Raw genomic sequence first — 25640 nt, 5'->3', positions numbered from 1 at the left:
TCATGGCACGATTTTTTATCGATCGTCCGGTATTTGCTTGGGTTCTCGCGATTCTAACGATGTTGGCGGGGGTAATGTCATTATTCAATTTACCCGTCTCGCAATACCCAACGATTTCACCGACAACGATCACCATCAGTGCACGTTATCCAGGTGCATCAGCGAAAACCGTTGAAGACTCGGTAACGCAGGTTATCGAGCAAAATATGACGGGATTAGATTATCTTCGCTACCTATCATCGAGCAGTGATGCATTCGGTAATGCGACAATTACCCTGACGTTTGATAGCGAAGCTGATCCTGATATCGCGCAAGTACAGGTGCAGAACAAGCTGCAATTGGCATTGACATCATTGCCGATGGAAGTACAAAACCAAGGTATCGTCGTGAATAAATCCAACACGGCGTTTCTCATGGTGGTGGCAGTTTATTCTGAAGATCCTGACTTTACAGAAAACGATATCGGCGACTTTGTTGTAACGAATATTCAAGACCCGATAAGTCGTGTAACTGGCGTAGGACAAGTGCAGGCGTTTGGTGCGCAGTATGCGATGCGAGTCTGGCTGGACCCATTTAAGCTTACGCAGTTCAACTTGACCGCAATCGATGTAGCAAATGCTATCAGTGAACAGAACGCGCAAGTTTCTTCAGGTCAACTTGGTGCAGCACCTGCGCAGGAAGGTCAGCTGTTGAATGCAACGATTTCGTCTGCAAGTCGTTTGAGCAGTGTAGAAGAGTTCCAAGACATCATTCTTAAGTCGGACGCCAGCGGTTCGAATGTTTATTTGAAAGATGTAGCTCGCGTTGAACGTGGGGCAGAAAGTTACGACATTCGAGGCCAATATAATGGCTTCCCAGCATCGGGGTTAGGTATTTCATTAGGTACTGGCGCAAACGCGCTTGAGACAGCCAATGCGGTAAAAGAGCGCTTAGACCAACTGAGTGCTACGTTCCCAGAAGGGTTACAGATTGCTTACCCATTTGAAACGACGCCATTCGTCAAAGCCTCGATTCAAGAAGTGGTTAAAACGCTATTAGAAGCCATTCTTCTTGTGTTCTTAATCATGTACCTGTTCTTGCAGAACTTCCGTGCGACGATCATTCCAACGATCGCAGTGCCTGTCGTACTGCTCGGCACCTTCGCTATTTTGTACGCGACTGGATTTAGCGTAAACACGTTAACCATGTTCGCGATGGTTCTGGCTATCGGTTTGCTGGTGGACGATGCCATCGTTGTGGTGGAAAACGTCGAGCGTGTGATGCATGAGGATGGGTTAGAGCCCAAAGAAGCGACCAAAAAATCGATGGGGCAGATCACTGGTGCTCTGATTGGTGTGGGTCTGACGCTTTCTGCGGTATTCGTCCCTATGGCGTTTATGTCTGGTTCTACAGGGGTTATTTACCGTCAGTTCTCGATAACCATTGTGGCGGCGATGACACTTTCAGTTTTGGTAGCGATAATTCTGACTCCAGCATTATGTGCAACATTACTGAAAAAAGGCGATGCTGAGCTTCTAGAAAAGAAAGGCTTCTTTGGCTGGTTTAACCGCAAGTTTGATGCGATGACAGCTGGCTATGAAACCGGCGTTGCTAAACTCCTAAAGCGTACAGGTCGTATGTTGGTTGTATTCTTGGCAATGAGTGCAGGTGCGGGCTGGCTATTTATGAACCTTCCGACGTCATTCTTGCCGGATGAAGACCAAGGCACAGTATTCTCAATGGCTATTTTGCCGCCTAACTCAACGCAAGAGCAGACGGAAAAAACACTTGAGAAAATGCGCGACTTTTACCTTGTGGATGAGAAAGACAACGTGAAATCCGTCTTCTCCGTTGCGGGCTTTAGTTTTGCAGGGCAAGGCCAAAACATGGGGATGGCCTTTATTGGTCTGAAAGATTGGTCAGAGCGTGAAGCGCCGGGTGCTGATGCAGCTTCCATTACTGGTCGAGCGATGGGGTACTTCTCAAGCATCAAAGAAGCACTGGTGTTTGCATTTGCACCTCCTGCGATTCAAGAATTGGGTAACTCGACAGGCTTTGATTTCTATCTTCAAGATTCGTTGAACAAAGGTCACGACGCATTAGTCGCTGCGCAAGGTCAACTGCTTGGCATGGCTGCACAAAACCCGAAACTTGTCGGTGTTCGTCCGAACGGTCAAGCAGATGCGCCAATGTACAAAGTGAACATTGACCACGTTAAACTGCGTGCTCTGGATGTTAGCATTAATGACGTCAACCAAATCCTGTCAGCGGCATGGGGCGGAGCGTACATTAACGACTATATTGATCGCGGTCGAGTGAAAAAAGTCATGATGCAAAGTGATGCGGAATACCGTATGCAGCCAAAAGACTTCGATTCGTGGTACGTGCGTAACTCAAAAGATGAGATGGTGCCTTTCTCTGCCTTTGCGAGCGGAGAGTGGACGTATGGTTCACCTCTTTTGCAGCGTTTTGATGGTTTGCCAGCGATGAATATCCAAGGCGGCGCAGCTCCTGGCGTCAGTACTGGTGAAGCCATGGCAGAAATTGAAGCAATGGTAGAAAAGCTACCAGAAGGCTTTACGGTGAACTGGAATGGCATTTCGTATGAAGAGCGCCTTTCCGGAAACCAAGCGCCAATGTTATATGCGCTGTCTATCCTCGTCGTATTCTTAGTTCTCGCCGCTTTGTATGAAAGTTGGTCAGTACCTTTCGCCGTGGTGTTAGTTGTGCCTCTTGGTGTGCTTGGTGCTGTGCTCGCGGTAATGACGCGAAGTATGGACAACGATGTATTCTTCCAGGTGAGCTTATTAACGACGGTCGGCTTAGCAACTAAAAACGCCATTCTGATTGTTGAGTTTGCGAAAGATTACTACGAGAAAGGCGCTGGCCTTATCGAAGCAACCCTGCATGCCGTTCGTGTTCGTCTGCGCCCTATTATTATGACATCGCTTGCCTTTGGTCTAGGTGTAGTACCGCTTGCTATCAGCTCTGGCGTGGGCTCAGCAGGTCAAAATGCGGTAGGTACTGGTGTACTTGGTGGCATGATCAGTGCGACGCTCTTAGGTATATTCTTTGTGCCAATTTTCTTTGTGGTGGTTGAGCGATTGTTTGATCGACGTGCGAGAAAAGACTCAGAGGCAGAGTTGTCTGAGACTAATCCTAAACCGGCTCAGCAAAGCGAGTAAGACTTGGTTGCTGTAACTAAGTTATACTGGTGATAATAAACACGATAAAAGGGCGCTTCGGCGCTCTTTATTTTATGTTTTCACTTGGTGGTTACCGTCTTTGACGCAAACTTGAAGGGGGAGCGTTTTGCCTTATGCAGAATCTGTTTATTCCTTCCGACCGAATGAAAGCCTAAAGAAGAACAAACGACGATGAAAGATCAGAAAATATCCCCAATTTCCGTTTTGGATCAAAGCCCTATGTTTGTCTGCGGTGTGATGCAGCGAATGTACCGCAATCGTGCTCAAGCCGAGCTCTCTCGGCAAAATTTAATGACACTCGAGATGGCAAGTGCACTGGCCGCTTTGGAAGAGTTTCAACCCATGAGTCAGCAAGCGTTGGCTGACGCGGTTCGAACTGAGCGAAGTGTAGCAAAGCGAATGGTGGATAATTTGGAAAAGCGAGGGTTTGTTCAAGTTTCTAAAAGTAAATCGAATCAGCGTCTCAAAATGCTCAGCATGACAAAAGAGGGGGCAAACGCTTTAAAGCAAGTGCATCAAATCATGACGAACTTACAGAAAGAATTTTTTGCTTGTTTGTCTGAATCAGAAGCGAGTGAGTTTTTTCGTCTGGTAAGAAAACTCACTTTTGCGAATCACGACCAGTAGCTTATCTTAATGCTATCTAGCGCGCCTTTACTTTATCGCTGGCCAATTATATTAAGTCGTAAAACTTAAGAAATAGAATGCCCAACGTACACGTGACGGTAGAAAGCACCGTAGTGAGTGCGATGATATTTGCGGCTAACGTGGCATTGCCTCCCATCGAACGTGCCATGACATAACTGGCTGCTGCCACTGGGGAAGCGTTCATAAAGAAAAGAATACCTAACTCAATTCCTCGAAAACCTACTAAGTAAGCACCAATAGTGATCATTACGGGTGCCACGATGAGCTTGTAACTGCTTGCAAACCAAGATGGACCTTTCTCTTTTCTCATCAAGCTAAAATCGAGTGAGCCGCCCGTACACAACAGCGCTAAAGGTAATGTCATTTTGGACAAGTAGTCCCCTGCATCAATAACAACATTCGGTACTGGAATAGAGAGCAAATAGAAAGCCATCCCTAGGACGATTGAGATTATCAGTGGATTCCTCGTCAGTGTTCGGCCCATCATTTTTGCGGCTTGTGGGACAGAAGTTGCGCCTTTGGGAGATAAGCAAATTACCGCTTGGACGTTGTAAATAAACGTGGTAACCGCGACATAAAGCGCTGCTAACGCCACACCTTGAGAACCATACGCATTGGCAACGTAAGCGATGCCAATAATACCTGTGTTTGCTCGGAACCCGCCTTGGATAAGAACACCTTGGTCAGGCGATGCTTTGAACAGAAGCTTGACCGAAAGGTAGGTGAAAATAAAAAAAGAAACACTAGCGATAACGCCGAAATTGACAAAGCCACTTGCCGCTGAAAAATCGTGTTCTGAGGCCACAATACTGACAAATAACATCGCAGGTAGCGTAACTTGAAACACCAGTTTGGAGCCTACTTCGATAAAATTATCGTTGATCAGCCCTATGCGTTTGAACATCACGCCAAGTATTAACATTAAGCAGATAGGGCCGGTTATCGACAAAGAGAATTGCAACTGATGTAGAACAGCTTCCATGTAAGTACCCGCAGCAAAAGAAAATATTCCTGCTGTCTATTAAGCCATAAACTCTGGGAGACAGGATAGAAAAGTGATGAAATTTTCCTCTTTTGTTGTTTCCAGAACCATTTGCATTCCAAGTTATGGACGAGGTCCCAGTTTAATAAAGCTGCACTGGTTCTATGCGCGATATGTTGGTTTACTACTTATCGTGATGCATCCACATGCGTATTAAATAAAAGGGTTGGTCATTGTGGTTATGGATAGGAGTTCATCGATGAAAAGGAAACACAACAAAACCGTACTTTGTGCATTTGTCTCAGGTTCGGTGTTTGGTGCAGCTTTAGTCATTGCGATGTCTTTACCAATGTAATCGTTTCTGTAGGCTCTTTGAATACTTACGCTAATTCAATACAAAAACAGATTGAGTTCAGCTTGATGAGTTTGAAAACATGAAAATACACGTTAGCCCTTCATCAACAACCTTCTTTTGGTGGCGCTCTAAATAGAGCGGCACGGAATACTCACATTCTTAAGCTGCTGGATGGTAGCTAAGAGTGTTTGATCTTTTTATCTCCAGTAGCGATCTATTAAATACTTGGAGATAAATATGAACACCATTCAAAGTACATCGCAGCGCGAAATTATCCTTACCGGCGATCGAGCGACAGGTCCGTTACACCTCGGACACTATGTCGGCTCATTGCAACAACGAGTCAAATTGCAAACGGAGCATGAGCAAACGATCTTGGTCGCGGACATGCAAGGTTTGACGGATAACGCCCACAATCCATCAAAAGTATCCTCCAATATTCTCAATGTCGTTGCGGATTATTTGGCCGTTGGTATCGACCCCACACAAACCACGATCACGTTGCAATCTCAAATACCAGCGTTAGCAGAGTTAACGATGTATTACAGCAATCTTGTCTCTATTACGCGTTTAGAGCGTAATCCCACGGTTAAAAATGAGATACAGAGTAAAGGCTTTGAACGCTCTATTCCTGCTGGCTTTTTAACGTATCCAATTTCTCAAGCTGCCGATATTACGGGGTTCCACGCGACGTTGGTTCCGGTAGGTGATGACCAACTGCCGATGTTGGAGCAAACTAATGAAATCGTAAGAAAAATAAACCACCTGGGTGGAAAAGAGGTTCTTAGAGAATGCCGTCCATTACTTAGTGATGCTCCTCGTTTGCCGAGTACTGATGGCAAAAATAAGATGTCTAAAAGCATGGGGAATGCAATCAACCTAGGGGCGTCTGAAAAAGAGATTTCTGCGGCGGTGAAATCTATGTATACCGACCCCAATCACCTGAAAATTGAGGACCCTGGCCAAGTCGAAGGTAATATCGTATTTACCTACCTCGATGCCTTTCACCCTGATAAAGATTATATCGAACAGCTAAAAGAGCATTATCGACGAGGTGGGTTAGGTGATGGTTTGACCAAGAAAGTGTTAGAAGAATGCCTACAAGAGATGCTTCGTCCTATTCGAGAAAAGCGCACTATGTATTTGAATGATAAAGCACAGCTGATTGATATTTTAAAACAAAGTAGTCAGCGTTCTCGCGAGAAAACCGAAAAAGTGCTATTTGATGTGAAAGATGTATTTGGTTTGAATTTGTTCTGAATTAAAAAACAGGGTTCTGAATAAAAGGCACGGCTGTTTATTCGTAACGTGCCTTTTGGACTTTCAATTCCCATCAATGAAAGCTGACGTTTAAGAAGAAAAGAACTCGCGGCGAAAATCCGCTATTTCTTGTTGGTAATAACTGTGCCATTCCGGTTCTGATAAACCAGCATGGCTGGTGACTCTCTCTTTTCTGAGTCTGGACTCAAGTTGTTGCAATGCTTGTTGGTAATCTCTGACTTGCTCTTTTTGCTCGGCAATTTGTTGCTGACGAGCGTGAATCTCTTCGCTTTCGTCCTTCGTTAAGTAAGTTTTTTCCAGCTCTGCGATGATGGTTTGGCGCTCTGGAAAGCTCATGCTATTGGGTATTAGGGCGACTGCACGCTCATATTTTGCTTGGTCGTTTGTAAGCCCGATAGCATCTGCATGTTCTTGCCAGTCTATGATGAGTTGCTCGAAAGCTTGCAAAAAGCTTTCTGGACTTTGCGTGTTGAGCTGTTGAGCCTCTAAATTGAAATCGTATAGGGCGAACTCATCCGCGAAAATAACATCAGCCAACTCGCCCCAAATGCCTCTTGCCTCGGCTTTAAGTTGTGCAATACGTGAGGCTAGTGGTTGTTGCTCATCAAACAACAAATTACCTACACTTTCTTGCCATTGACTGTTGAGTTGATGGTAGCTCGCCAAAAGTTGAAATCGTGCTGAAGATAAATAAGGCTCGAGCAAGGCTAACTGTTCCTCACAGTCGCGGTTCGACATGCACTCATGCCAAAATGACTCAAGCTCTGCGACGAGTTCTCTCCCTTTGAGCAGAGTTATTCTCTCAGTCGTTATTTGAGTCGCAGAAGGGAGCTCTGCGGTCTGTGCTGAAGCCTCTGCACTGGGAGCGATATTGCTTGTTTTTAGTGGTGTACTGGGGACGTTCTTATTTTTTGTTTTTGGAGCAGAAGCGGACGCGGCCGTTTCTTGCTGCCCATCTTGACTGAAAGTTAAAAACATCATGCCCGCCATAATGGCGGACATGATTATCAACGCGATTTTCTTCATGGCTTGATTGTTGCGCTAACTGGGAAATGGTCAGAAAGGTTGTAGTGTTTCCATAAACTCTCTGCGGTTGTGCGCGGCACGTCTACACGGTTGTCATTGAATGATTTCACCCCGTATTCACTACTCACCATGACATAGTCAAGGTATTCCACGTTTTCGCCACCTGATAACGGTTCACCTGCGAAGTTATTGATGCGGGGATCAAAGGTTGACTCCGTGTAACCAGAATACTGAGGCTCTATGGCGCTTAAGTTGGCGATCATTTGTTGGTAGTCACCAGGGAACTTTCTTTTGTTTACGTTAAAGTCACCGCTGTATACCACAGTTTCGCTTGAAGGAATGTTGAGAGATTTAGCGAGTGCGCGGATTTGTTTGAACTGGCGCTGACGATACTCGCGAGCGGTGTCTGTATCGAAAGATGCGGTATGGGTAGCAAACACATGGTAAGCCTGACCACCTTTAATAATTTCCGCATAATTAACGCCTTTGTCGGCAAAGCAGTCTGTGCCAGAGCAGTCGGGGAAGACATATTGCGCTTCATTCACGATAGGATAGCGACTGACAATGATCACCCCACCATCATGAATATTAACGCCTTCTTTATCTAACATCTTAGTTTGGTACGGATACTCCTTAGCTAACTCACGTAGGAATCCTTCACGACCGCTTGCAAACACTTCTTGCAGCGCTAATACATCATAACCTTTGACGTATTGAGGAATCAGTTCGTAACGATCACCGATGTGCGATGCAATAGCTGTAAGAGCCCAGATGTTGTATGTCATCAACTTAAGGTTTTGTTCTTCGTTATCGACAGATTCATTTACTTTGCTTGGCGTGATGGTGTAATAAAGATCGTCGTATCGAGCGGTACTGTCTGACTTAAATGCCAGTTCGGTTTCTCGGATGCCAAAAGCGTTAGTGTTGGCACGATGAATATTACGATCATCTTTAAGAGATAAATCGACATCGGACGCCGATAAGCCATATTCAATGGTTGAATTATACCAATGACCTTCCATGACCTGATTGAGTGTTATGCTTTCACCTTTAGGGCTAGAAACCACAGTTTCAAAACGGTAAGTTTGGTTTGATTTCACGCCTTCCCAACGATTGAAGCTCAATACAGGTTTGGTTTCCCACGGACCAAGTACTTGTACATGTTGCTGCCACTCTTCTCCGTATTGAAGTAAATCACTGCCTTCGTGCTTTACTTGAATAGTTAAAGGCTGATCAGAATTATTGGTTAGATAAACATCTGTATCTGCAATGCTTGGTAATGCCACCAAGCCACTTAATAAAAGACCCCACTGCGATAATTTCATCTTATTTTTCCATCATTTGAACTAGAGCAATCATTCTTGTTTATAAATATTACTTGCACGTTAAATATGGATGACATCGAAGCCAGTACTGAAAATTGTTATCAGAATGTGATCTTTATTCAATGGTGAGGAGTTGGGGTAGAGAGTTAATGGCTGCCTAAGCGGCTGTAAATAATAGCGATGGTTAACGAATCGTACTCACTGCAATCAAGTTGTCATCTTTGCTCTATAAGTTGTGCGGCGTCATTCATCCAGCCACATGGCTAGAACTTAAATTGATAGATGGAGCACCATGGCTAGAGCAGTAAATCCAATCGATGAAACCATCATTAAATTACTACAAGAGCAAGGTTTGATTAGAAGCGAAGCAGAAGCTCGTTTAAAGAAAGAGGTATACCGCTTGCAGCCTAATGAGATTGAAAAAGTCAAAAATTATGCCCAGCACTTTGGCATCAACGCTAAAGAAAAACTCATCGATGAGATCTTAGAGTTGCGCCGGGAAGCGCTCATAAAAAAATGCAGACACAATACGGAGCATGCGAGCCTATCTCTAAAATAGCACGTGATAAAAATATCAATTACTGGTCAAGATTTGATCTCTCAGGCCGATGTATATAAGAGCGCTCAATGATATCGAGCGCAAAAAACAGTGTGTTTTAGAGGTTAAGCTTTCACTTAAGTGAGAGGTTTGGAAAGGCTGCAGGGAGAAAGTGCATGCGTATTAAAGACTTAAGTGTCGTAAAGAAAATATCGGTTAGTTATTTAACCGTTTTTGCCGTGTTTGGTTTAGTGTCAGTAATGTTGGTGCAAGGTTTGTTAACACTGAATAAAGACATCTCAGTGCTAACAGATAAAAGCTTACCTTCTGTTGCGATTTTGAAAGGTATCCAAGTTGATATTACTAAAGTGCGCAAAGATGAGTTCTCTTTATTGCCAAACGCAAATCACCCCAAAATTGGTGAGTGGTTAAAAGGCCTCGACCAATGGCGTTCTGATGTGCAGGCTGGTATTGCAGAATACGAAAAGCTCGACCTTAATCAGCGTGAAACACAGTCTTTTAACGTTTTTAAAGAAACCTGGAATCAATACATCAAGGAAACGAAGACTTACAACGCACTGCTAAGTCAAGGTGATGCTGAAAGTGCAAATGATGTGATTTTATCGAGTTTCGATACCTACTCAAAAGCGTTGAGCAGCTTGGATGATACCCTCGCGTTGAACGATGAGTTGGTGAATTTGATTGGCGAAGAAGTACAAAATGAAGCGGCATTTACACAATACAGCGCTGCTGTTGGTGCGCTTGTCGTCGCATTGGTCATGGTAATGTCTGCCATGTTGCTTTCTCGAGTCATTTGCGGGCCTGTTGATCGAGCATTGGAATTCGCTTCCAAAATCGCCAAGGGTCAATTGAATAATCAAATCGACGAAAGTGAATTGAGCAAAGACGAGTTAGGAACGTTGCTCAAAGAGCTTGTCGGTATGCAAACAAACTTACATTCGCTGGTTTCTGAGATTAATGACTCAACGATTCAGCTAACGGCAGCAGTAGAGGAGGTGAGTGCTATTTCTTCTCAGACCGCTTCCGGTATGCAAAATCAACAAATTGAACTTAGCTCGGTGGCTTCTGCGATGACAGAAATGCAAGCTGCTGTAAGTGAAGTGGCACAAAATACCGAAGTTGGCGCGACCTCCGCTTACTCGGCAACGGAAGTGGCAAAGCAAGGAACGGCGACGTTACAACAAACTATCGCAGTAATTGAGCGTGTATCACATACGATCCAAGAGTCTGATGAACTGGCACGTGAGCTTGAATCTAGCTCAAACAATATCAATGTGGTCGTAGATGTGATCCGCGGGATTGCGGAGCAAACAAACTTGTTAGCACTGAACGCCGCAATTGAAGCCGCTCGGGCTGGTGAACAAGGACGTGGGTTTGCTGTTGTGGCAGATGAGGTTCGTTCTCTGGCGCAACGCACTCAAGACTCCACTTCACAAATTGTGGAAATTGTTAATCAACTACAAGAGAGCAGCAGCAAAATAGGGCATTCAAGCCGTGATTGTCAGGAGGGCATTTCTCAGTGTGTTGAGCAAGTCAATGACGCTGATAGCCAGATAAAAGAAATTGAACATTCTGTCGATAACATAGCGCAAATGAGCACACAAATCGCAACGGCTTGTAGTGAGCAGAATTCTGTATCCGAAGAGCTGAATCGAAGTGTGGAGCATATTAATAGTGCCTCAACAGAGATGGCTGAGGGAGCTTCGCAAACGGCTGTGGCTTGCCAGCAGATCAGTAGCCTAGCGCACAACTTGAAAACTCGAATGGGTTCATTCCAGCTCTAGTTGTTGTGTTTCAGCTTTATTCCTAACCTCATTGCTACAAAAAATAAGCCGGATGAAATGTCCGGCTTATTTATTCTCTGTCTATATAAATAAGTTCAGAACATGCTCAATCTTGGGAGAATATGCTCGCTAGGCTGGAATACCACTATGGAACTTAAAATCTGTATCTGGCGTAGAAATTAAATCCGCCTCAACTCGGCCAAAATAGGCTATGCGTTCGCTGATGTCTTTGCCCGCGATTTGCTCTGCCAATACAAGATAATCTTGATAGTGGCGTGCTTCTGAGCGCAGTAAAGAAACGTAGAATTTTGCGATATCGTCATCCATATGTGGTGCTAGTTTGGCAAAACGCTCACAAGATCGGGCTTCGATGTACGCACCAATGATGAGCTTATCGATCAGTGTTTCCGGTTCATGAGTCTTCATATGCGAAATGAGCCCTTTAGCATAGCGACTTGCTGGAATATTTTTATACTCAATTCCACGACTTTCCATGATCTCTAAAACTTGATAAAAGTGGTGTAACTCCTCTTTAATCAAAAGCACCATTTTATCGATCAAATCTTGGCTGTAAGGTGAGTTGGACTTAGCCATGATCGCTTTGGAAATATTGCTCTTACCTTTTAAAGTTTCTAGTGAGCCTACATTGCGATAAGCAAAATCTTCATAGGGTTTAAACCAGTCAAGCAGAGCATGTGAACTGGATTGGTCAACGGCATACTTACGAATTAAAAACATCGCAGATTGGCCAGCTTTTAGCTCACACAGTAGGTGGTCTAATAAAATGGTTTGAAGGTTTTCTGGTTTCTTTGCTTCCTCTACCCATTCATCAGGTGTGCTGCATTGCAGAAATTGGTTAATGGGAGCAAGAAGATCTTGATAGGCGTCTAGATTCATCATTTTAGTTTTAGTACTTCACATTCTAATTGGGCATATCCGCTATCTTACGGATAGAAAAAAGGCTGCGATCGCAGCCTTTATTGACCTTAAGTGAATGTTACCACTTTTTCTTCTCGCCGAAGAGTGCTTCCATGTCATTGTCGCGCTCTTTATCGGCGATCTGCTGCATTTCGGCATCACTTTTATCTTGGCGTTTTTTATCTAGGTCGCCCAGCATGTCTTCAAGCTTCTGTTTCGCTTGAATAGAGTAGGGATCGCTCTTTGTACTCAATGCATCGATACCTTTGCGTAGCAGTTGAAGTGCTGTACCAGGTTGACCTCGAGCGATTGAGTCGTTTGCTCTTTTAATGACGTTTTCGATGTTGATACGAATCTGCATCGTTTCTAAACGCGCATTTTCAGCGACATAAGTCTGGGTGTCGATACGGCCTTTATTGTGTTCGTTACGGATAGTATCGCGGAGGCGTTTCACCAACTTAAGCATGACGATGGCTTGTTTATCACTGCTCGGCATTTTGAACGTGGTACTCTCGCCAGTGGGACCATTCTCTTTCAGTTGCTCAATCTGTTGCTTCATGTTTTCGATACGTTGAGCAAGCTGCTTATTCTTCGGGTCAAGCTCATGCATGCTTTCTAGCGCGTCAAGAATACGATTGTTTAGACACAGCAACAGCTCCTTGCTAAAAGGGATATGATGCGCATGACCAATCAACTCTTCAGTGCCATCAATCAAGGCAACATAGCGTGCGGACTCCTGTCTTTTCGCAGTCTCTACCTTGACCTTATACTGCAACATAATGTTATAGCCTAGGATCAACACCAGTAGGATGGCTACCAAAGCGATTATTAAACCAATATTCATATCTTTGCGTCTGCTTTACTTTTCTACGGCTAGCGTTAAAGAATACATGAATCTTATCTTACTCGGCACCCTATTTGTTTGATTATTTTGTCTCTCCCACGTTTTAGCTACTGATAGAAGTCACATCATAGAAATTCAGTCATTTATTGGCTCAACTTTGTGCATATTGTTTCTATGTTGAGGATTATCAGTATGTGATTGAGGTATAAGTTAGAAATTACTGTTCATTTCGATTTGAACGCGTTATAACTAATTATTATATCGCTCGTCCGAGTGGCCAATAAATTATCTCATGAACAAGTAAGGGATTACGATGAAACTGCAGCAGCTGAAGTATATTGTTGAGGTTGTAAACCATAATCTGAATGTATCCGCGACGGCAGAAAGCTTGTATACCTCTCAGCCAGGTATCAGTAAACAGGTTCGGTTGCTGGAAGATGAGTTAGGCATTCAGATTTTTGAACGTAGCGGTAAGCACTTAACACAGGTGACACCTGCTGGTGAAGAAATTGTACGTATCTCTCAAGAAATTCTCGCTCGTGTAGAAAGTATCAAAGCTGTAGCAGGGGAGCACACCCACCCAGAAATGGGGACGCTGAATATCACCACGACACATACGCAAGCGCGTTATGCTTTGCCGGATGTCATCAAAGGTTTCACTTCTCGCTACCCCAAAGTGTCATTACACATGCATCAAGGTACGCCGTCACAAATGTCTGAGGCGATTGCCAAAGGTACGGCGAACTTTGCGATTGCGACAGAAGCACTTCATTTATATCAAGATGCCATCATGCTGCCTTGTTATCACTGGAACCGTTCAATTGTCGTGCCCAAAGATCATCCATTAGCGAAGAAAGACAAAGTAACGATCAGCGATCTTGCCGCTTATCCATTGGTCACTTATGTGTTTGGTTTTACGGGCCGTTCAGAGTTAGATACCGCATTTAATCGTGAAGGTTTAACCCCGAGAGTGGTGTTCACTGCAACTGATGCGGACGTTATTAAAACGTATGTTCGCATGGGTATTGGTGTCGGCGTAATTGCTAGCATGGCTGTGGATGAAGAGCAGGACAGCGATTTAGTCGCAATAGATGCGAGCCATTTATTCGGGGCTAGTACGACAAGTATTGGCTTCCGTCGCGGCACATTCCTGCGCTCATACATGTTCGATTTTATGGAACGCTTTGCTCCTCATTTAACTCGCCCAGTGGTAGAGCAGGCGATTTCGTTGAAATCTAATGCAGAAATCGAAGAGATGTTTAAAGACATCGAGCTCCCGGTGAGATAACACTTCATTGATGATTCGATTCCCTCTACAATGCGCTCGTTGTAGGGGGAGTTATGAAAACGCAATTTCAATTTATTAATGACTGCTTATTGGAAAACGAATCGCTATGGCGGTTTGAACCATTTAAAAGTAGCATCCACACCTCATTACCTTGGCAAGAGCAACACCCTCAGTTGTGCCAGTGGTTAGTGTCTCTTTCTCCCTCTCAAATCGAAGAGTATAAAGCGGAACCTGAACTCGCCTTAAAAGCGATAAGCGCGTTCGTGTCTCAACTCGAACAACTCGCTTATCACACGCGTTTAGAGTCTTTAACCTTAAATGGTTTGGCACTCGCTCGTGGTTTAGACAACGGCATTCCCGGACGTAAGCTGGAGCAAATCAGCTCGATGGGTGAAGCTGCAATTCAACAACACTGTGGCGAAGAATGGTTAGAGTGGTGTTCAGGGAAAGGTTATTTAGGACGAATCCTGGCAACACAAACCGATCAGCCTGTGACCAGTTTCGAATATCAACAAGTACTGTGTGATTCGGGACAACAAGCTGCGAATGAACACCATTGGAAAATGACGTTTATTCAAGGTGACGCGTTCGATAGCAAAGCAAAAGCGGTATTCAAGCCAGCGCAACACGCGGTGGCACTGCATGCGTGTGGTGACCTCCATGTTCGTCTAATGCAGTACGGCAGTGAGAATGGGATTGCTGCGATGACCATCTCACCTTGTTGTTATCACTTGATTAAGTCGGAACAATACCAGCCGATGTCGAAACCGGGGAGGGTTTCTTCTCTCTCATTGTCTAAGCAAGAACTGCGTATCCCGTTACAGCAAACGGTGACAGGGGGAGAGCGTGTACGTCGCCATCGTCAGCAGGAAATGGTGTTTCGTCTTGGCTTCGATTTGATTACTCGACGAGCGTTAGGCATGGCAGAGTACCAACCTGTCCCCAGTATTCGTAAGTCGCAATTAAGTGAAGGCTTTGAATCTTTGTGTCGTTGGGCGGCGGAGCAGAAAGGTATCGTTCTTTCTCAAGAAATCGATTTCGATCATTTTGAAAAGTTAAGCGAACAACGTTTCTGGCAAATGGAGAGAATGAGCTTAGTGCAACTGGTTTTTCAACGTCCATTGGAGATCTGGCTCGCATTGGACAAAGCACTTTATCTTGAAGAACGTGGTTATCGTGTTAGATTGTCAGAGTTTTGCCCTAAATCAGTTACACCTAGAAATATTTTAATTTGTGCATATAAGAATTAGTTATTTTTTATAGCTAAACGCTCTATATGAAAAAGCCCACTTATGTGTGGGCTTTTGTAAACAAAACGTGACAAATTGTGTTTTATTTTGTCATTAATTGAACATAGCGATAGCTTGAGTTGGTTCAACGTATTCCAAGTCAAAGCTTTCTGCTACTTCTTTACATGTTACTTTTCCGTGAATAACGTTTAGACCTTCAAGGAAGCCTTTGTCTTCTAGAAGTGCCTCACGGTAGCCTTTGTTTGCGAGTTTCACAATGTAAGGGAGTGTTGCATTGTTCAATGCGAAAGTTGAAGTACGTGCAACCGCACCAGGCATATTTGCTACGCAGTAGTGAACCACTTCATCAACGATGTAAGTTGGATCTGCGTGGGTTGTTGCGTGAGATGTCTCGAAACAGCCACCTTGGTCAATAGCCACGTCAACCACTGCCGCACCAGGTTTCATCTTAGCAATGTGCTCTTTTGTTACCAGCTTAGGCGCTGCTGCTCCAGGAATTAGAACGGCACCGATAACAAGGTCAGCTTCTAGAACATGTTTCTCGATAGCGTCTTCAGTAGAATAAACCACTTTAGCGCGACCTTGGAACTCTTCGTCAAGCTTACGAAGTGTATCTACGTTGCGGTCTAGAATGGTTACGTCAGCGCGAAGACCAACGGCCATCCGAGCTGCGTTTGCACCAACAACACCACCACCAACGATGACGACTTTCGCTGGCTCAACACCAGGTACGCCACCTAGTAGCAGACCACGACCGCCGTGTGATTTTTCCAATGTTTGCGCGCCAGCTTGGATAGACATCCGACCTGCCACTTCTGACATTGGTGCTAACAGTGGCAAACGACCCATATTATCTGTTACAGTCTCATAGGCTATACAGACAGCTTTGCTCTTGATTAGCTCATCAGTTTGTGGAAAATCTGGTGCTAGGTGTAAATAAGTAAATAAAATTTGCCCTTCGCGGAGCATTGCTCTCTCTACTGCTTGGGGTTCTTTTACTTTTACAATCATGTCTGCTTGCGCGAATACGTCTGCAGCATGAGGGAGAATGGATGCGCCGACAGCGATGTAATCATCGTCTGAAAAACCAATGCCGGCACCTGCATTGGTCTCAACTAAAACTTGGTGACCATGTGAGATGAGTTCTCTCACGCTTGCTGGGATCATACCAACACGATATTCGTGGTTCTTGATTTCCTTAGGTACGCCAATGATCATCCTGTATCCTCTTTCTATAATGGTTGTATTAACTGTTTGTAGGGTGTTATTGTCGAATTAATAACTAGTATAGTTATAGATTTGTAAAATTTGGCACCAAATATTAAAAAGTTGTAGTATATTTTTTTGCAAGGAAGTAATAAGGTGGAATAAAAAATGGCAGACAACTATAAAAAGCCGTCCAAGGAACTAGACCGTATCGACCGCAACATTCTTAATGAACTGCAGAAAGACGGTCGTATTTCAAACGTTGAGCTTTCAAAACGTGTGGGACTTTCTCCAACGCCATGTTTGGAGCGTGTACGTCGCTTAGAGCGTCAGGGTTACATCACAGGATACACTGCATTATTGAATCCGCAGTTCCTGGATGCGTCACTATTAGTATTCGTTGAGATTACACTAAACCGTGGTGCGCCGGATGTATTTGAGCAGTTTAACTCAGCTGTTCAAAAGCTAGACGACATACAAGAGTGTCATCTTGTATCAGGTGACTTTGACTATCTTCTTAAAACCCGTGTATCAGATATGGGTGCTTACCGCCGACTATTGGGCGATACGTTACTACGCCTACCTGGCGTAAATGACACTCGCACATACGTTGTAATGGAAGAAGTGAAACAATCTAACCAGCTTGTGATCAAAACTCGTTAATTTCTTGCAAAGAAAGCGGTATATGCTTCCGCTTTCGCCAGAGAGTAATTGGGTTTTTCTCTTTGATATGGTTAAATCAATTTACCGAGCGGCTTGATGCCGCTCGGAATGTTTTGCAATTTCCTATTTCATTTCCATATTCAAGTTGATTTATGTTCAAAGAGAACGCAAAGAAAGTCGAAACCATTATCAAAACCAGTGAAGAGCCCCAGTCTTCACGCTTAAATGGCTTCCAACGCTTAAAAGAGTGCTGCTTTATCGTTGGCGTTCTTAGCTCGGTATTGCTTGCGGTTGCACTATTTACCTTCAGTCCGGCCGATCCTTCCTGGTCCCAAACCGCATGGGGAGGGGAGATCGATAATGCTGGTGGCCTTTTCGGCGCTTGGCTTGCGGACACACTATTCTTCACATTTGGCTCTCTCGCTTATCCCATCCCTTTCTTGCTAGCTGCGGCTGCATGGGTGATTTGCCGTAAACGAGGAGAAGATGAGCCAATTGATTTCATGTTATGGGGTACGAGGTTACTCGGCCTTGTCGTCCTTATAATGACTAGCTGTGGTCTAGCCGATATTAATTTTGATGATATTTGGTATTTCTCGTCCGGTGGTGTCGTCGGGGACGTGTTGTCTAGCCTAGCTTTACCTACATTGAATGTACTTGGCACGACATTGGTTCTGCTGTTCTTATGGGGAGCGGGCTTTACGCTCTTTACTGGCATCTCATGGCTTAACATCGTTGAGTGGCTTGGAGATCGTGCGTTAGCGCTAATTGCCGCGCTTGCAAATAAGGCAAGAGGTTCAGAGCAGGAAGTTTTAGAACCTCAGCTTGATGAGTTTGTGGAAGATAAAGTCTCTACGCCTAGACATAACGTAGACCATGACATTGATGATGAACCGCTTCCTCATTTAACGGCGTTCGATGTCGATGAGCCGAAAGAATCGGCGCCTGCGCATGAGTATCCTATTTATATGCCTCAAGCTAAACCTGAGAAGCCAGCGGAACAAATGATGGTGGAACCGACGCCGCCACAACACAAGGCTACGGTTAATGCTGCGCCAGTTTATGCTCAACCTGAGCACCAAACGCAACCTGTCCATGCGGTGAATACTGATAACGTTGATCCGCTTCTGGAGCGTACCAAGCAGCTGAATGTCACGATAGAAGAGCTTGAAGCTGCAGCGCAACAAGCAGATGACTGGGGAACTGAAGAACAGGCAGCCCCATCATTTGCAGACACTTACTCTTCCTATGTAGACCAACATACAGCTACAGAAGAACCGAACAGTGTTGAACCAGATTATGCGGAGTACGAACAATTTGAAGCAGAGCAAGTACAGCAGCCAAGTATTGAGCATCCTGTGCATGAAGAGCCTGTAATTGATTCCGCTGCGCTAGATAGCATCACGGAGCAAACAGAATCGAGTCAACACATTGAACCTACGATCTCTGATTTTGACGTGTTAGACGATGAAGACGAAGTGGAGTCACAGTCTGTACAACAACTACAGCCAGCTCCAGCAACACCTCATCAGCAAGTGGCAACACCTTCAACAACATTTGAACCTGCACTTCAAAAAGCGGAGGTTGAAGAGGTTCAAGACGGCGACGAAGATGTAGCGGCATTCCAAGACATGGTTTCTAGTGCGCAAGCCAAAGTAGCAGCGACACAGAACCCATTTTTGGTACAGAAAGAAGAAAACTTGCCTGTTCCAGAAGAGCCACTTCCAACGCTCGAGTTGCTTTACCATCCAGAAAAACGCGAAAACTTTATCGACCGAGATGCGCTAGAGCAGGTCGCTCGATTGGTTGAGAGCAAGCTAGCGGACTACAAAATCAAAGCCGACGTGGTGGGGATTTATCCTGGTCCAGTGATCACTCGTTTTGAGCTTGATTTGGCGCCGGGGGTAAAAGTAAGCCGTATTTCTGGTCTTTCAACTGACTTAGCTCGTGCATTGTCTGCAATGGCGGTACGTGTTGTAGAAGTAATCCCAGGCAAGCCTTACATCGGTTTGGAACTGCCAAACATGAGTCGTCAGACGGTCTATTTATCTGATGTAATCAGTAGTCCTCAGTTTGAGCAAGCAACGTCACCAACAACGGTTGTGTTAGGTCAAGACATTGCGGGCGAAGCTGTTGTGGCCGATCTCGCGAAGATGCCTCACGTGCTAGTAGCAGGTACAACTGGTTCTGGTAAGTCGGTGGGTGTGAACGTGATGATTTTGAGCATGCTATATAAAGCAGGTCCAGAAGATGTGCGCTTCATCATGATTGACCCGAAAATGCTAGAGCTTTCTATTTACGAAGGTATCCCTCATCTTCTTTCTGAAGTTGTGACTGATATGAAAGACGCATCAAACGCTCTACGTTGGTGTGTGGGTGAGATGGAACGTCGTTATAAATTGATGTCGGCATTGGGCGTTCGTAATGTGAAAGGCTTTAACGAGAAGTTGAAGATGGCTGCAGAAGCGGGTCACCCAATTCATGACCCATTCTGGCAAGAAGGCGACAGTATGGATACGGAACCGCCATTGCTAGAGAAACTGCCGTATATCGTTGTTGTTGTTGACGAATTTGCTGACCTAATGATGGTGGTAGGTAAGAAAGTTGAAGAACTGATTGCTCGCTTGGCGCAAAAAGCGCGTGCGGCAGGTATTCACTTAATTCTTGCGACTCAGCGTCCATCGGTTGACGTTATTACCGGTCTAATTAAAGCGAACATTCCAACTCGTGTTGCGTTTACGGTATCGACTAAAACAGACTCCCGTACGATTCTAGACCAAGGTGGTGCAGAATCACTGCTTGGTATGGGTGATATGTTGTATCTACCGCCGGGCTCAAGTCATACAACTCGTGTCCACGGTGCATTTGCATCAGATGATGATGTTCATGCTGTTGTAAACAACTGGAAAGCGCGTGGTAAACCGAACTACATTGAAGAGATCATCAGCGGAGATCAAAGTCCAGAAAGCTTATTGCCAGGTGAGCAAATGGAAGCGGATGAAGATGTGGATCCACTCTTCGATCAAGTCGTTGAGCACGTAGTTCAGTCACGTCGAGGCTCTGTTTCTGGCGTACAGCGTCGATTTAAGATCGGTTACAACCGTGCCGCCCGTATTGTTGAGCAACTCGAAGCGCAAGGTATCGTGAGTGCTCCGGGTCACAACGGTAACCGCGAAGTTTTAGCTCCTGCGCCGCCAAAAGATTAATGAACTTGTTTTACTCACTTCAGTCCAACTGAGGTGAGTAACTTTAGGTCTTTGACCCTCTGATAGGTATCTGAATGAAAAAACGATTTTCAGCGAAACTTTTCTCAGCGCTAGTTTTAAGCGTTTCTTTCTTCTCAGCTGCGAATGCAGCATCTCCAAAAGATGAACTCAATAAACGTCTCGCAATGAACGAAGGTTTCAGTGCCGATTTCTCCCAGCAAGTGATCAGCCCTGAAGGTGAAACGGTAATGGAAGGTGAGGGCACGGTTGAAATCGCTCGTCCAAGCTTGTTCCGTTGGAGTACGACTTTTCCTGATGAAAACCTTTTAGTATCTGATGGCAAGACGTTGTGGTATTACAGCCCATTCATTGAGCAAGTAAGCATTTACTGGCAAGAGCAAGCGACCGAGCAAACACCATTTGTGCTGTTAACTCGCAATAGAGCAAGCGACTGGGATAACTATAAGATTTCTCAGAAAGGTAATGAGTTTACGCTCATTCCAACGGCAATTGACTCTACTCAAGGCCAATTCCAGATTAATATTGATGCAAAAGGCGTAGTGAAAGGCTTTAACGTCATTGAGCAAGATGGTCAGAAAGGGCTGTTTACTTTTAGTAATGTTAAGCTTGGTAAACCAAAGGTAGACAGATTTACATTCACAATTCCAGATGGCGTGGAAGTGGATGACCAAAGGAATTAATTGGTAGTGAGTAATTACACGTTAGATTTCTCAGGGGACGAAGATTTTCGTCCCCTTGCTGCTCGTATGAGACCACAAACTATCGAACAGTATATTGGACAGCAGCATATTTTAGGTCCGGGTAAACCCCTACGCCGAGCGCTAGAGGCGGGACACATTCACTCGATGATCCTTTGGGGACCACCAGGCACAGGCAAAACGACATTAGCGGAAGTGGCAGCAAACTATGCCAACGCCGAAGTTGAGCGTGTATCTGCGGTGACGTCTGGCGTTAAAGAGATCCGGGCTGCGATCGACAAAGCGCGTGAGAACAAAATGGCAGGTCGCCGCACTATCTTATTCGTGGATGAGGTGCATCGCTTTAACAAATCGCAGCAAGATGCGTTTTTACCGCATATTGAAGACGGTACGGTTACGTTTATCGGTGCGACCACAGAGAACCCTTCGTTTGAGTTAAACAACGCATTACTCTCGCGTGCTCGCGTTTACAAGTTGACTTCTCTTGACCAGAGCGAAATATCGCTGGCGCTTGATCAAGCGATTAACGACAAAGAGCGCGGCTTGGGTAATACACCAGCAAATTTCGCCGACAACGTTCTAGATCGCTTAGCAGAGCTAGTGAACGGTGATGCTCGCATGTCTCTCAACTACCTTGAGCTGCTATACGATATGGCAGAAGACAATGCGCAAGGTGAAAAAGAAATCACGCTTAAGTTGCTTGCGGAAGTGGCGGGAGAAAAGGTCTCTCGCTTCGATAACAAAGGTGATATCTGGTACGACTTAATCTCTGCGGTTCACAAATCCATTCGTGGTTCAAATCCAGACGCCGCTTTATATTGGGCTGCACGTATGATCGCCGCAGGTTGTGATCCGCTCTACATCGCTCGCCGATTACTTGCGATAGCATCGGAAGATGTTGGCAACGCGGACCCTAGAGCCATGCAAGTTGCACTCTCCGCGTGGGACTGTTTTACACGCGTTGGTCCAGCAGAAGGTGAGCGTGCGATTGCTCAAGCTATTGTTTATCTCGCGTGCGCTCCAAAGAGTAATGCGGTTTACGTTGCTTGGAAACAAGCGCTCACAGATGCTCATAACTTACCTGAATATGAAGTGCCGCATCACCTTCGAAATGCACCTACCAGTTTGATGAAAGACATGGGTTATGGAGCAGAGTATCGTTATGCTCACGATGAGCCGGGTGCCTATGCAGCCGGTGAGCAATATTTGCCACCAGAAATGGCGGATCGTAAGTACTATCAGCCAACAAATCGCGGTCTAGAAACCAAAATCGGCGAAAAGTTAGATTACTTGGCTAAATTAGACGCAAATAGCCAACAAAAGCGCTATGAAAAGTAGGCGTTTTTGGATACATTTGTTCAGTAAATTTTTTTAACGCGTACGCTTGGAAAGTGCGCGTGATTTCACAACAAAAAGCATAGGATTAACAATGCTGGATTCTAAATTACTTCGTACAGAGCTGGATGAAACAGCTGCTAAACTGGCGCGTCGTGGCTTTAAGCTAGACGTAGAGACTATTCGTAAACTTGAAGAACAACGTAAGTCCATTCAAGTAGAAGTAGAAAATTTACAATCCACGCGTAACTCCATCTCCAAACAAATCGGCCAAAAAATGGCGGCTGGCGACAAAGAAGGCGCAGAAGAGATCAAGAAACAAATCGGTACTCTAGGTAGCGATCTTGATGCGAAGAAAGTTGAACTTGAGCAAGTAATGGCTCAACTAGACGAATTCACGCTTTCTGTACCAAATATCCCAGCAGATGAAGTGCCAGATGGCAAAGACGAGAACGACAACGTTGAAATCTCTCGTTGGGGTGAGCCTAAGACTTACGACTTCGATTTGAAAGACCATGTTGACCTAGGTGAAATGGGTGGCGGTCTAGACTTCGCAAGCGCAGTTAAGATCACTGGCGCACGTTTCATCGTGATGAAAGGCCAATTTGCTCGTCTACACCGTGCAATTGCTCAGTTCATGCTAGATCTTCACACAGAAGAACATGGCTACACTGAAATGTACGTACCTTACCTAGTGAACTCTGACAGCCTATTCGGTACTGGTCAGCTTCCTAAGTTCGGTAAAGACCTTTTCCACACAGAGCCTCTGGCGGAAAAAGTAAACGACGAAGAACCACGTAAACTGTCGCTAATTCCTACGGCAGAAGTACCTGTAACGAACCTAGTTCGTGACACGATTTCTGACGAAGCGGATCTACCAATTAAGATGACAGCTCACACGCCATGTTTCCGTTCAGAAGCAGGTTCTTATGGTCGTGATACTCGTGGTCTGATTCGTATGCACCAGTTCGACAAAGTTGAGCTAGTACAAATCACTAAGCCAGAAGATTCAATGAATGCGCTCGAAGAGCTAACAGGTCACGCTGAGAAAGTTCTACAACTTTTAGAGCTTCCTTACCGTAAAGTGGTTCTTTGTACAGGTGACATGGGCTTCGGCGCTCGTAAAACTTACGACCTAGAAGTTTGGGTTCCTGCTCAAGAAACTTACCGTGAAATCTCTTCATGTTCTAACATGTGGGACTTCCAAGCTCGTCGTATGCAAGCGCGTTTCCGTCGTAAAGGCGAGAAGAAACCTGAGCTTGTACACACGCTAAACGGTTCTGGTCTAGCTGTAGGTCGTACCATGGTTGCTATCCTAGAAAACAACCAAGAAGCAGACGGTCGCATTGCAATCCCTACAGTACTTCAGAAGTACATGGGCGGCGCAACGCACATCGGTTAGTGCATTAGCCACTAGAACACCAAAACCCAGCCATAGTGCTGGGTTTTTTTGTTATTTGCGTCGAGTGAAAATACGTTGTTATGTAATTAGCACACGCAATAGTGAAGAGCTCGCCCAGAATCTGGTAGTACGAGACAAATGATATTTTTCTAAACGGTTTTTCACGTGACAAGCTAATGGCATCATTTGCCCTTGTTGTTAAACGTTATGCCAGTAAATCATCTTTCATTGCTTATTATTTTTGCGCTTACTTTGCTCGTTAGTAAGAGTGTTATCGCAAGTGAACTTATTCAGCCTCAATACTTAGATAGTGAGCGAACCGATCGCTTTTTCGCGCGCGAAATAGCGCAACCTTCCAAAGAAAATATGCAACTTCGTAACTCACTCGATTGGGGCTATGAACTTGAATTGAAACGTGCATCTGATGAAGAAAAACTAGTATCTAATTGCCAAGACTTAGCTACGGCAAACTCTACGGGCTTTACTGCGGCAAAAGCCTATGAATACGGCGCGTTTAAAGCATATTTAACTCAGTGCCAAACATGGAGTGAGATGGCAAAGTTAGCTGCCTCTAAGCGTTCATTTATATCAGACTTTAAGTTAGACGATACCTTTCCTAATTTCGCTCCAAGTGCACTTGCTTTTGTTATTTCTGACGAAAGTGCAGAGAAAGCAAAGACACTATCAACGTGGGATGAAGCAGACCATATCCAAAGAACTCAGGTCATCAGTGAAGTCAGAGCAGAGTATTACGATTCGACTGACGGCTTTCAGGTTATTACCGTTACCGCAAAAGGTGATTACAACGCTGACGGCATCGAGGATATCGTTATTGAGAAAGAGAATAGTGTACTCAGTGGCTCGTATTCATCTTCACACGGATATGTATTAACCCGTATGTCTGAACAAGCGCTATTTACAGTGTTGGCTGAATGGTAATGAAACGATTGGCGGTCACTTTGGGTTTAAGTGTTGCGATGATGAGCACGTTTGCTGTTGCTAACACCTCGCCCAGAAAAGTCTTTGAATGCTCAGTGAACCAAACTATGAACTTTAGTCTTTTTATAGAGCAAGGCAAAGGTGGGATTATCTTTAATGAGTCCATTGAGAATCAAAGCTCTGTTTTACAGCGGATAAAACCTCAAGATTATCGTGTTGAACATTATCATCGAGCGTTGGTAGATAAGAAGTCTTTGGAATTTAGTATTGGTGAGCGCGTCATATTAGTCAGTGAGTACTTTAGCGAGGAGTTAGGTGAGGTAGAGAAGATACTCAGTGTTACTTTGAGAGAGCCTGAGCAAACGCAGTACTTTGAATGTGAGGAAGGGAGTATGAGTAACCTTGCATTGCTTTTCCATGAGAGTGCCGAATAATCGATTGCAGAGTAATTATTACCAAAGCGTAATAGTGTTTTCGAATTTACCCTAATTATCTTATTATTTGTAATCGATATAATCATCCACCTTACCACGGTAAGTAGATTTTCTCATTCAAGTAACGAGGAGGGCTTATGGCCGTAGGGTGGGCAAACGACGATAGCGTCAGCCAACAAATTCAACATATCATCGACGAGCGAGTAAAGACAGTCAACTTCGATAGCTTTACTGCTCTAATAAATAACGAGACGGCTTGAGTCTCATACTCAAACCGTTTTCATGTTGAAT

The 25640-nt window shown here is 44.7% G+C and carries 21 protein-coding genes; 15 read left to right on the top strand and 6 right to left on the bottom strand.

Annotation, left to right across the window (positions count from 1 at the left end):
- Positions 1–2: 2 nt before the first annotated feature.
- Both ACWYVB_RS02350 and ACWYVB_RS02345 read left to right on the top strand, forming a co-directional pair.
- Entirely contained in the window at positions 3–3164 is a 3162-nt protein-coding gene (locus ACWYVB_RS02350; protein WP_457527796.1) for an efflux RND transporter permease subunit, read from the top strand.
- A 192-nt stretch (positions 3165–3356) separates the two neighbouring features.
- Positions 3357–3812 carry a MarR family winged helix-turn-helix transcriptional regulator gene (locus ACWYVB_RS02345; RefSeq protein ID WP_012841967.1) on the top strand — a complete coding sequence of 152 codons (456 nt, stop codon included), beginning with the start codon at positions 3357–3359 and terminating at the stop codon, positions 3810–3812.
- A gap of 46 nt (positions 3813–3858) precedes the next feature.
- On the opposite strand, the gene ACWYVB_RS02340 is transcribed toward ACWYVB_RS02345, so the two are convergent.
- Positions 3859–4815 carry an AEC family transporter gene (locus ACWYVB_RS02340; RefSeq protein WP_237311863.1) on the bottom strand — a complete coding sequence of 319 codons (957 nt, stop codon included), beginning with the start codon at positions 4813–4815 and terminating at the stop codon, positions 3859–3861.
- Positions 4816–5407: 592 nt separating this feature from the next.
- Here ACWYVB_RS02340 and trpS point away from each other — a divergent pair.
- Positions 5408–6430, top strand: coding sequence for a tryptophan--tRNA ligase (trpS, locus tag ACWYVB_RS02335; protein WP_457527793.1), 1023 nt, complete (start codon positions 5408–5410; stop codon positions 6428–6430).
- 90 nt (positions 6431–6520) lie between these two features.
- Here the strand turns inward: trpS and ACWYVB_RS02330 are convergent, their stop codons facing one another.
- Positions 6521–7477 (bottom strand): ATP-dependent dsDNA exonuclease, encoded by a 957-nt coding sequence (locus tag ACWYVB_RS02330; RefSeq protein WP_457527791.1) that lies wholly within the window; start codon positions 7475–7477, stop codon positions 6521–6523.
- Positions 7474–8802 carry a sphingomyelin phosphodiesterase gene (locus tag ACWYVB_RS02325; RefSeq protein WP_457527789.1) on the bottom strand — a complete coding sequence of 443 codons (1329 nt, stop codon included), beginning with the start codon at positions 8800–8802 and terminating at the stop codon, positions 7474–7476. Before ACWYVB_RS02325 ends, ACWYVB_RS02330 begins: the two co-directional genes overlap by 4 nt.
- Before the next feature lie 292 nt (positions 8803–9094).
- Between ACWYVB_RS02325 and ACWYVB_RS02320 the strand changes: the two genes are divergently transcribed.
- A complete protein-coding gene (locus tag ACWYVB_RS02320; protein WP_109168505.1) occupies positions 9095–9361 on the top strand; it encodes a hypothetical protein in 267 nt (88 codons plus the stop codon).
- Between the two features lie 155 nt (positions 9362–9516).
- A complete protein-coding gene (locus ACWYVB_RS02315) occupies positions 9517–11145 on the top strand; it encodes a methyl-accepting chemotaxis protein (RefSeq protein ID WP_005390805.1) in 1629 nt (542 codons plus the stop codon).
- Positions 11146–11274: 129 nt separating this feature from the next.
- On the opposite strand, the gene miaE is transcribed toward ACWYVB_RS02315, so the two are convergent.
- Both miaE and ACWYVB_RS02305 read right to left on the bottom strand, forming a co-directional pair.
- The gene (gene miaE, locus ACWYVB_RS02310) at positions 11275–12045 is read right to left on the bottom strand and encodes a tRNA isopentenyl-2-thiomethyl-A-37 hydroxylase MiaE (protein WP_104974277.1); all 771 of its coding nucleotides are present in this window, start codon (positions 12043–12045) and stop codon (positions 11275–11277) included.
- Between the two features lie 97 nt (positions 12046–12142).
- The gene (locus ACWYVB_RS02305) at positions 12143–12907 is read right to left on the bottom strand and encodes a hypothetical protein (RefSeq protein WP_006742886.1); all 765 of its coding nucleotides are present in this window, start codon (positions 12905–12907) and stop codon (positions 12143–12145) included.
- A 313-nt stretch (positions 12908–13220) separates the two neighbouring features.
- On the opposite strand from ACWYVB_RS02305, the gene cysB reads away from it, so the two are divergent.
- Positions 13221–14195: an HTH-type transcriptional regulator CysB gene (gene cysB, locus ACWYVB_RS02300; protein ID WP_006742885.1), complete on the top strand. Its 975-nt coding sequence runs from the start codon at positions 13221–13223 to the stop codon at positions 14193–14195.
- Positions 14196–14248: 53 nt separating this feature from the next.
- On the top strand, positions 14249–15445 hold the full coding sequence (locus ACWYVB_RS02295) for an SAM-dependent methyltransferase (protein ID WP_301657930.1): 1197 nt from the start codon (positions 14249–14251) through the stop codon (positions 15443–15445).
- Between the two features lie 93 nt (positions 15446–15538).
- Here ACWYVB_RS02295 and ald read toward each other — a convergent pair whose 3' ends face one another.
- Positions 15539–16663, bottom strand: a complete 1125-nt coding sequence (gene ald / locus ACWYVB_RS02290; protein ID WP_005378241.1) for an alanine dehydrogenase — start codon at positions 16661–16663, stop codon at positions 15539–15541.
- Positions 16664–16819: 156 nt separating this feature from the next.
- Between ald and lrp the strand changes: the two genes are divergently transcribed.
- From lrp to ACWYVB_RS02250, 8 genes are all read left to right on the top strand, one after another.
- Positions 16820–17314: a leucine-responsive transcriptional regulator Lrp gene (lrp, locus tag ACWYVB_RS02285; RefSeq protein WP_005378234.1), complete on the top strand. Its 495-nt coding sequence runs from the start codon at positions 16820–16822 to the stop codon at positions 17312–17314.
- A 152-nt stretch (positions 17315–17466) separates the two neighbouring features.
- Positions 17467–20520, top strand: coding sequence for a DNA translocase FtsK 4TM domain-containing protein (locus ACWYVB_RS02280; RefSeq protein WP_457527783.1), 3054 nt, complete (start codon positions 17467–17469; stop codon positions 20518–20520).
- A gap of 74 nt (positions 20521–20594) precedes the next feature.
- Positions 20595–21221 (top strand): outer membrane lipoprotein chaperone LolA, encoded by a 627-nt coding sequence (gene lolA, locus ACWYVB_RS02275; protein ID WP_012841960.1) that lies wholly within the window; start codon positions 20595–20597, stop codon positions 21219–21221.
- Positions 21222–22577 carry a replication-associated recombination protein A gene (locus ACWYVB_RS02270; RefSeq protein WP_212756466.1) on the top strand — a complete coding sequence of 452 codons (1356 nt, stop codon included), beginning with the start codon at positions 21222–21224 and terminating at the stop codon, positions 22575–22577.
- Between the two features lie 91 nt (positions 22578–22668).
- Positions 22669–23976 carry a serine--tRNA ligase gene (serS, locus tag ACWYVB_RS02265; protein WP_167426732.1) on the top strand — a complete coding sequence of 436 codons (1308 nt, stop codon included), beginning with the start codon at positions 22669–22671 and terminating at the stop codon, positions 23974–23976.
- Positions 23977–24183: 207 nt separating this feature from the next.
- Positions 24184–24915 carry an ATPase gene (locus ACWYVB_RS02260; protein WP_237311856.1) on the top strand — a complete coding sequence of 244 codons (732 nt, stop codon included), beginning with the start codon at positions 24184–24186 and terminating at the stop codon, positions 24913–24915.
- On the top strand, positions 24909–25349 hold the full coding sequence (locus tag ACWYVB_RS02255) for a hypothetical protein (RefSeq protein ID WP_457527780.1): 441 nt from the start codon (positions 24909–24911) through the stop codon (positions 25347–25349). The genes ACWYVB_RS02260 and ACWYVB_RS02255 overlap by 7 nt, the downstream gene beginning before the upstream one ends.
- A 137-nt stretch (positions 25350–25486) precedes the next feature.
- Positions 25487–25609: a TraR/DksA C4-type zinc finger protein gene (locus ACWYVB_RS02250; RefSeq protein WP_395196502.1), complete on the top strand. Its 123-nt coding sequence runs from the start codon at positions 25487–25489 to the stop codon at positions 25607–25609.
- Positions 25610–25640: the final 31 nt, after the last annotated feature.

The sequence above is a fragment of the Vibrio sp. JZG10 genome, from assembly GCF_054064075.1.
The sequence above is the reverse complement of the archived record's forward strand: the minus strand, read 5'-3'. Positions and strand labels throughout refer to the sequence as shown.

Coding starts and splice junctions, on each gene's coding strand:
- ACWYVB_RS02350 (WP_457527796.1), top strand. CDS start 3: ATGGCACGATTTTTTATCGATCGTCCGGTATTTGCTTGGGTTCTCGCG.
- ACWYVB_RS02345 (WP_012841967.1), top strand. CDS start 3,357: ATGAAAGATCAGAAAATATCCCCAATTTCCGTTTTGGATCAAAGCCCT.
- ACWYVB_RS02340 (WP_237311863.1), bottom strand. CDS start 4,815: ATGGAAGCTGTTCTACATCAGTTGCAATTCTCTTTGTCGATAACCGGC.
- trpS (WP_457527793.1), top strand. CDS start 5,408: ATGAACACCATTCAAAGTACATCGCAGCGCGAAATTATCCTTACCGGC.
- ACWYVB_RS02330 (WP_457527791.1), bottom strand. CDS start 7,477: ATGAAGAAAATCGCGTTGATAATCATGTCCGCCATTATGGCGGGCATG.
- ACWYVB_RS02325 (WP_457527789.1), bottom strand. CDS start 8,802: ATGAAATTATCGCAGTGGGGTCTTTTATTAAGTGGCTTGGTGGCATTA.
- ACWYVB_RS02320 (WP_109168505.1), top strand. CDS start 9,095: ATGGCTAGAGCAGTAAATCCAATCGATGAAACCATCATTAAATTACTA.
- ACWYVB_RS02315 (WP_005390805.1), top strand. CDS start 9,517: ATGCGTATTAAAGACTTAAGTGTCGTAAAGAAAATATCGGTTAGTTAT.
- miaE (WP_104974277.1), bottom strand. CDS start 12,045: ATGATGAATCTAGACGCCTATCAAGATCTTCTTGCTCCCATTAACCAA.
- ACWYVB_RS02305 (WP_006742886.1), bottom strand. CDS start 12,907: ATGAATATTGGTTTAATAATCGCTTTGGTAGCCATCCTACTGGTGTTG.
- cysB (WP_006742885.1), top strand. CDS start 13,221: ATGAAACTGCAGCAGCTGAAGTATATTGTTGAGGTTGTAAACCATAAT.
- ACWYVB_RS02295 (WP_301657930.1), top strand. CDS start 14,249: ATGAAAACGCAATTTCAATTTATTAATGACTGCTTATTGGAAAACGAA.
- ald (WP_005378241.1), bottom strand. CDS start 16,663: ATGATCATTGGCGTACCTAAGGAAATCAAGAACCACGAATATCGTGTT.
- lrp (WP_005378234.1), top strand. CDS start 16,820: ATGGCAGACAACTATAAAAAGCCGTCCAAGGAACTAGACCGTATCGAC.
- ACWYVB_RS02280 (WP_457527783.1), top strand. CDS start 17,467: ATGTTCAAAGAGAACGCAAAGAAAGTCGAAACCATTATCAAAACCAGT.
- lolA (WP_012841960.1), top strand. CDS start 20,595: ATGAAAAAACGATTTTCAGCGAAACTTTTCTCAGCGCTAGTTTTAAGC.
- serS (WP_167426732.1), top strand. CDS start 22,669: ATGCTGGATTCTAAATTACTTCGTACAGAGCTGGATGAAACAGCTGCT.
- ACWYVB_RS02260 (WP_237311856.1), top strand. CDS start 24,184: ATGCCAGTAAATCATCTTTCATTGCTTATTATTTTTGCGCTTACTTTG.
- ACWYVB_RS02255 (WP_457527780.1), top strand. CDS start 24,909: ATGGTAATGAAACGATTGGCGGTCACTTTGGGTTTAAGTGTTGCGATG.
- ACWYVB_RS02250 (WP_395196502.1), top strand. CDS start 25,487: ATGGCCGTAGGGTGGGCAAACGACGATAGCGTCAGCCAACAAATTCAA.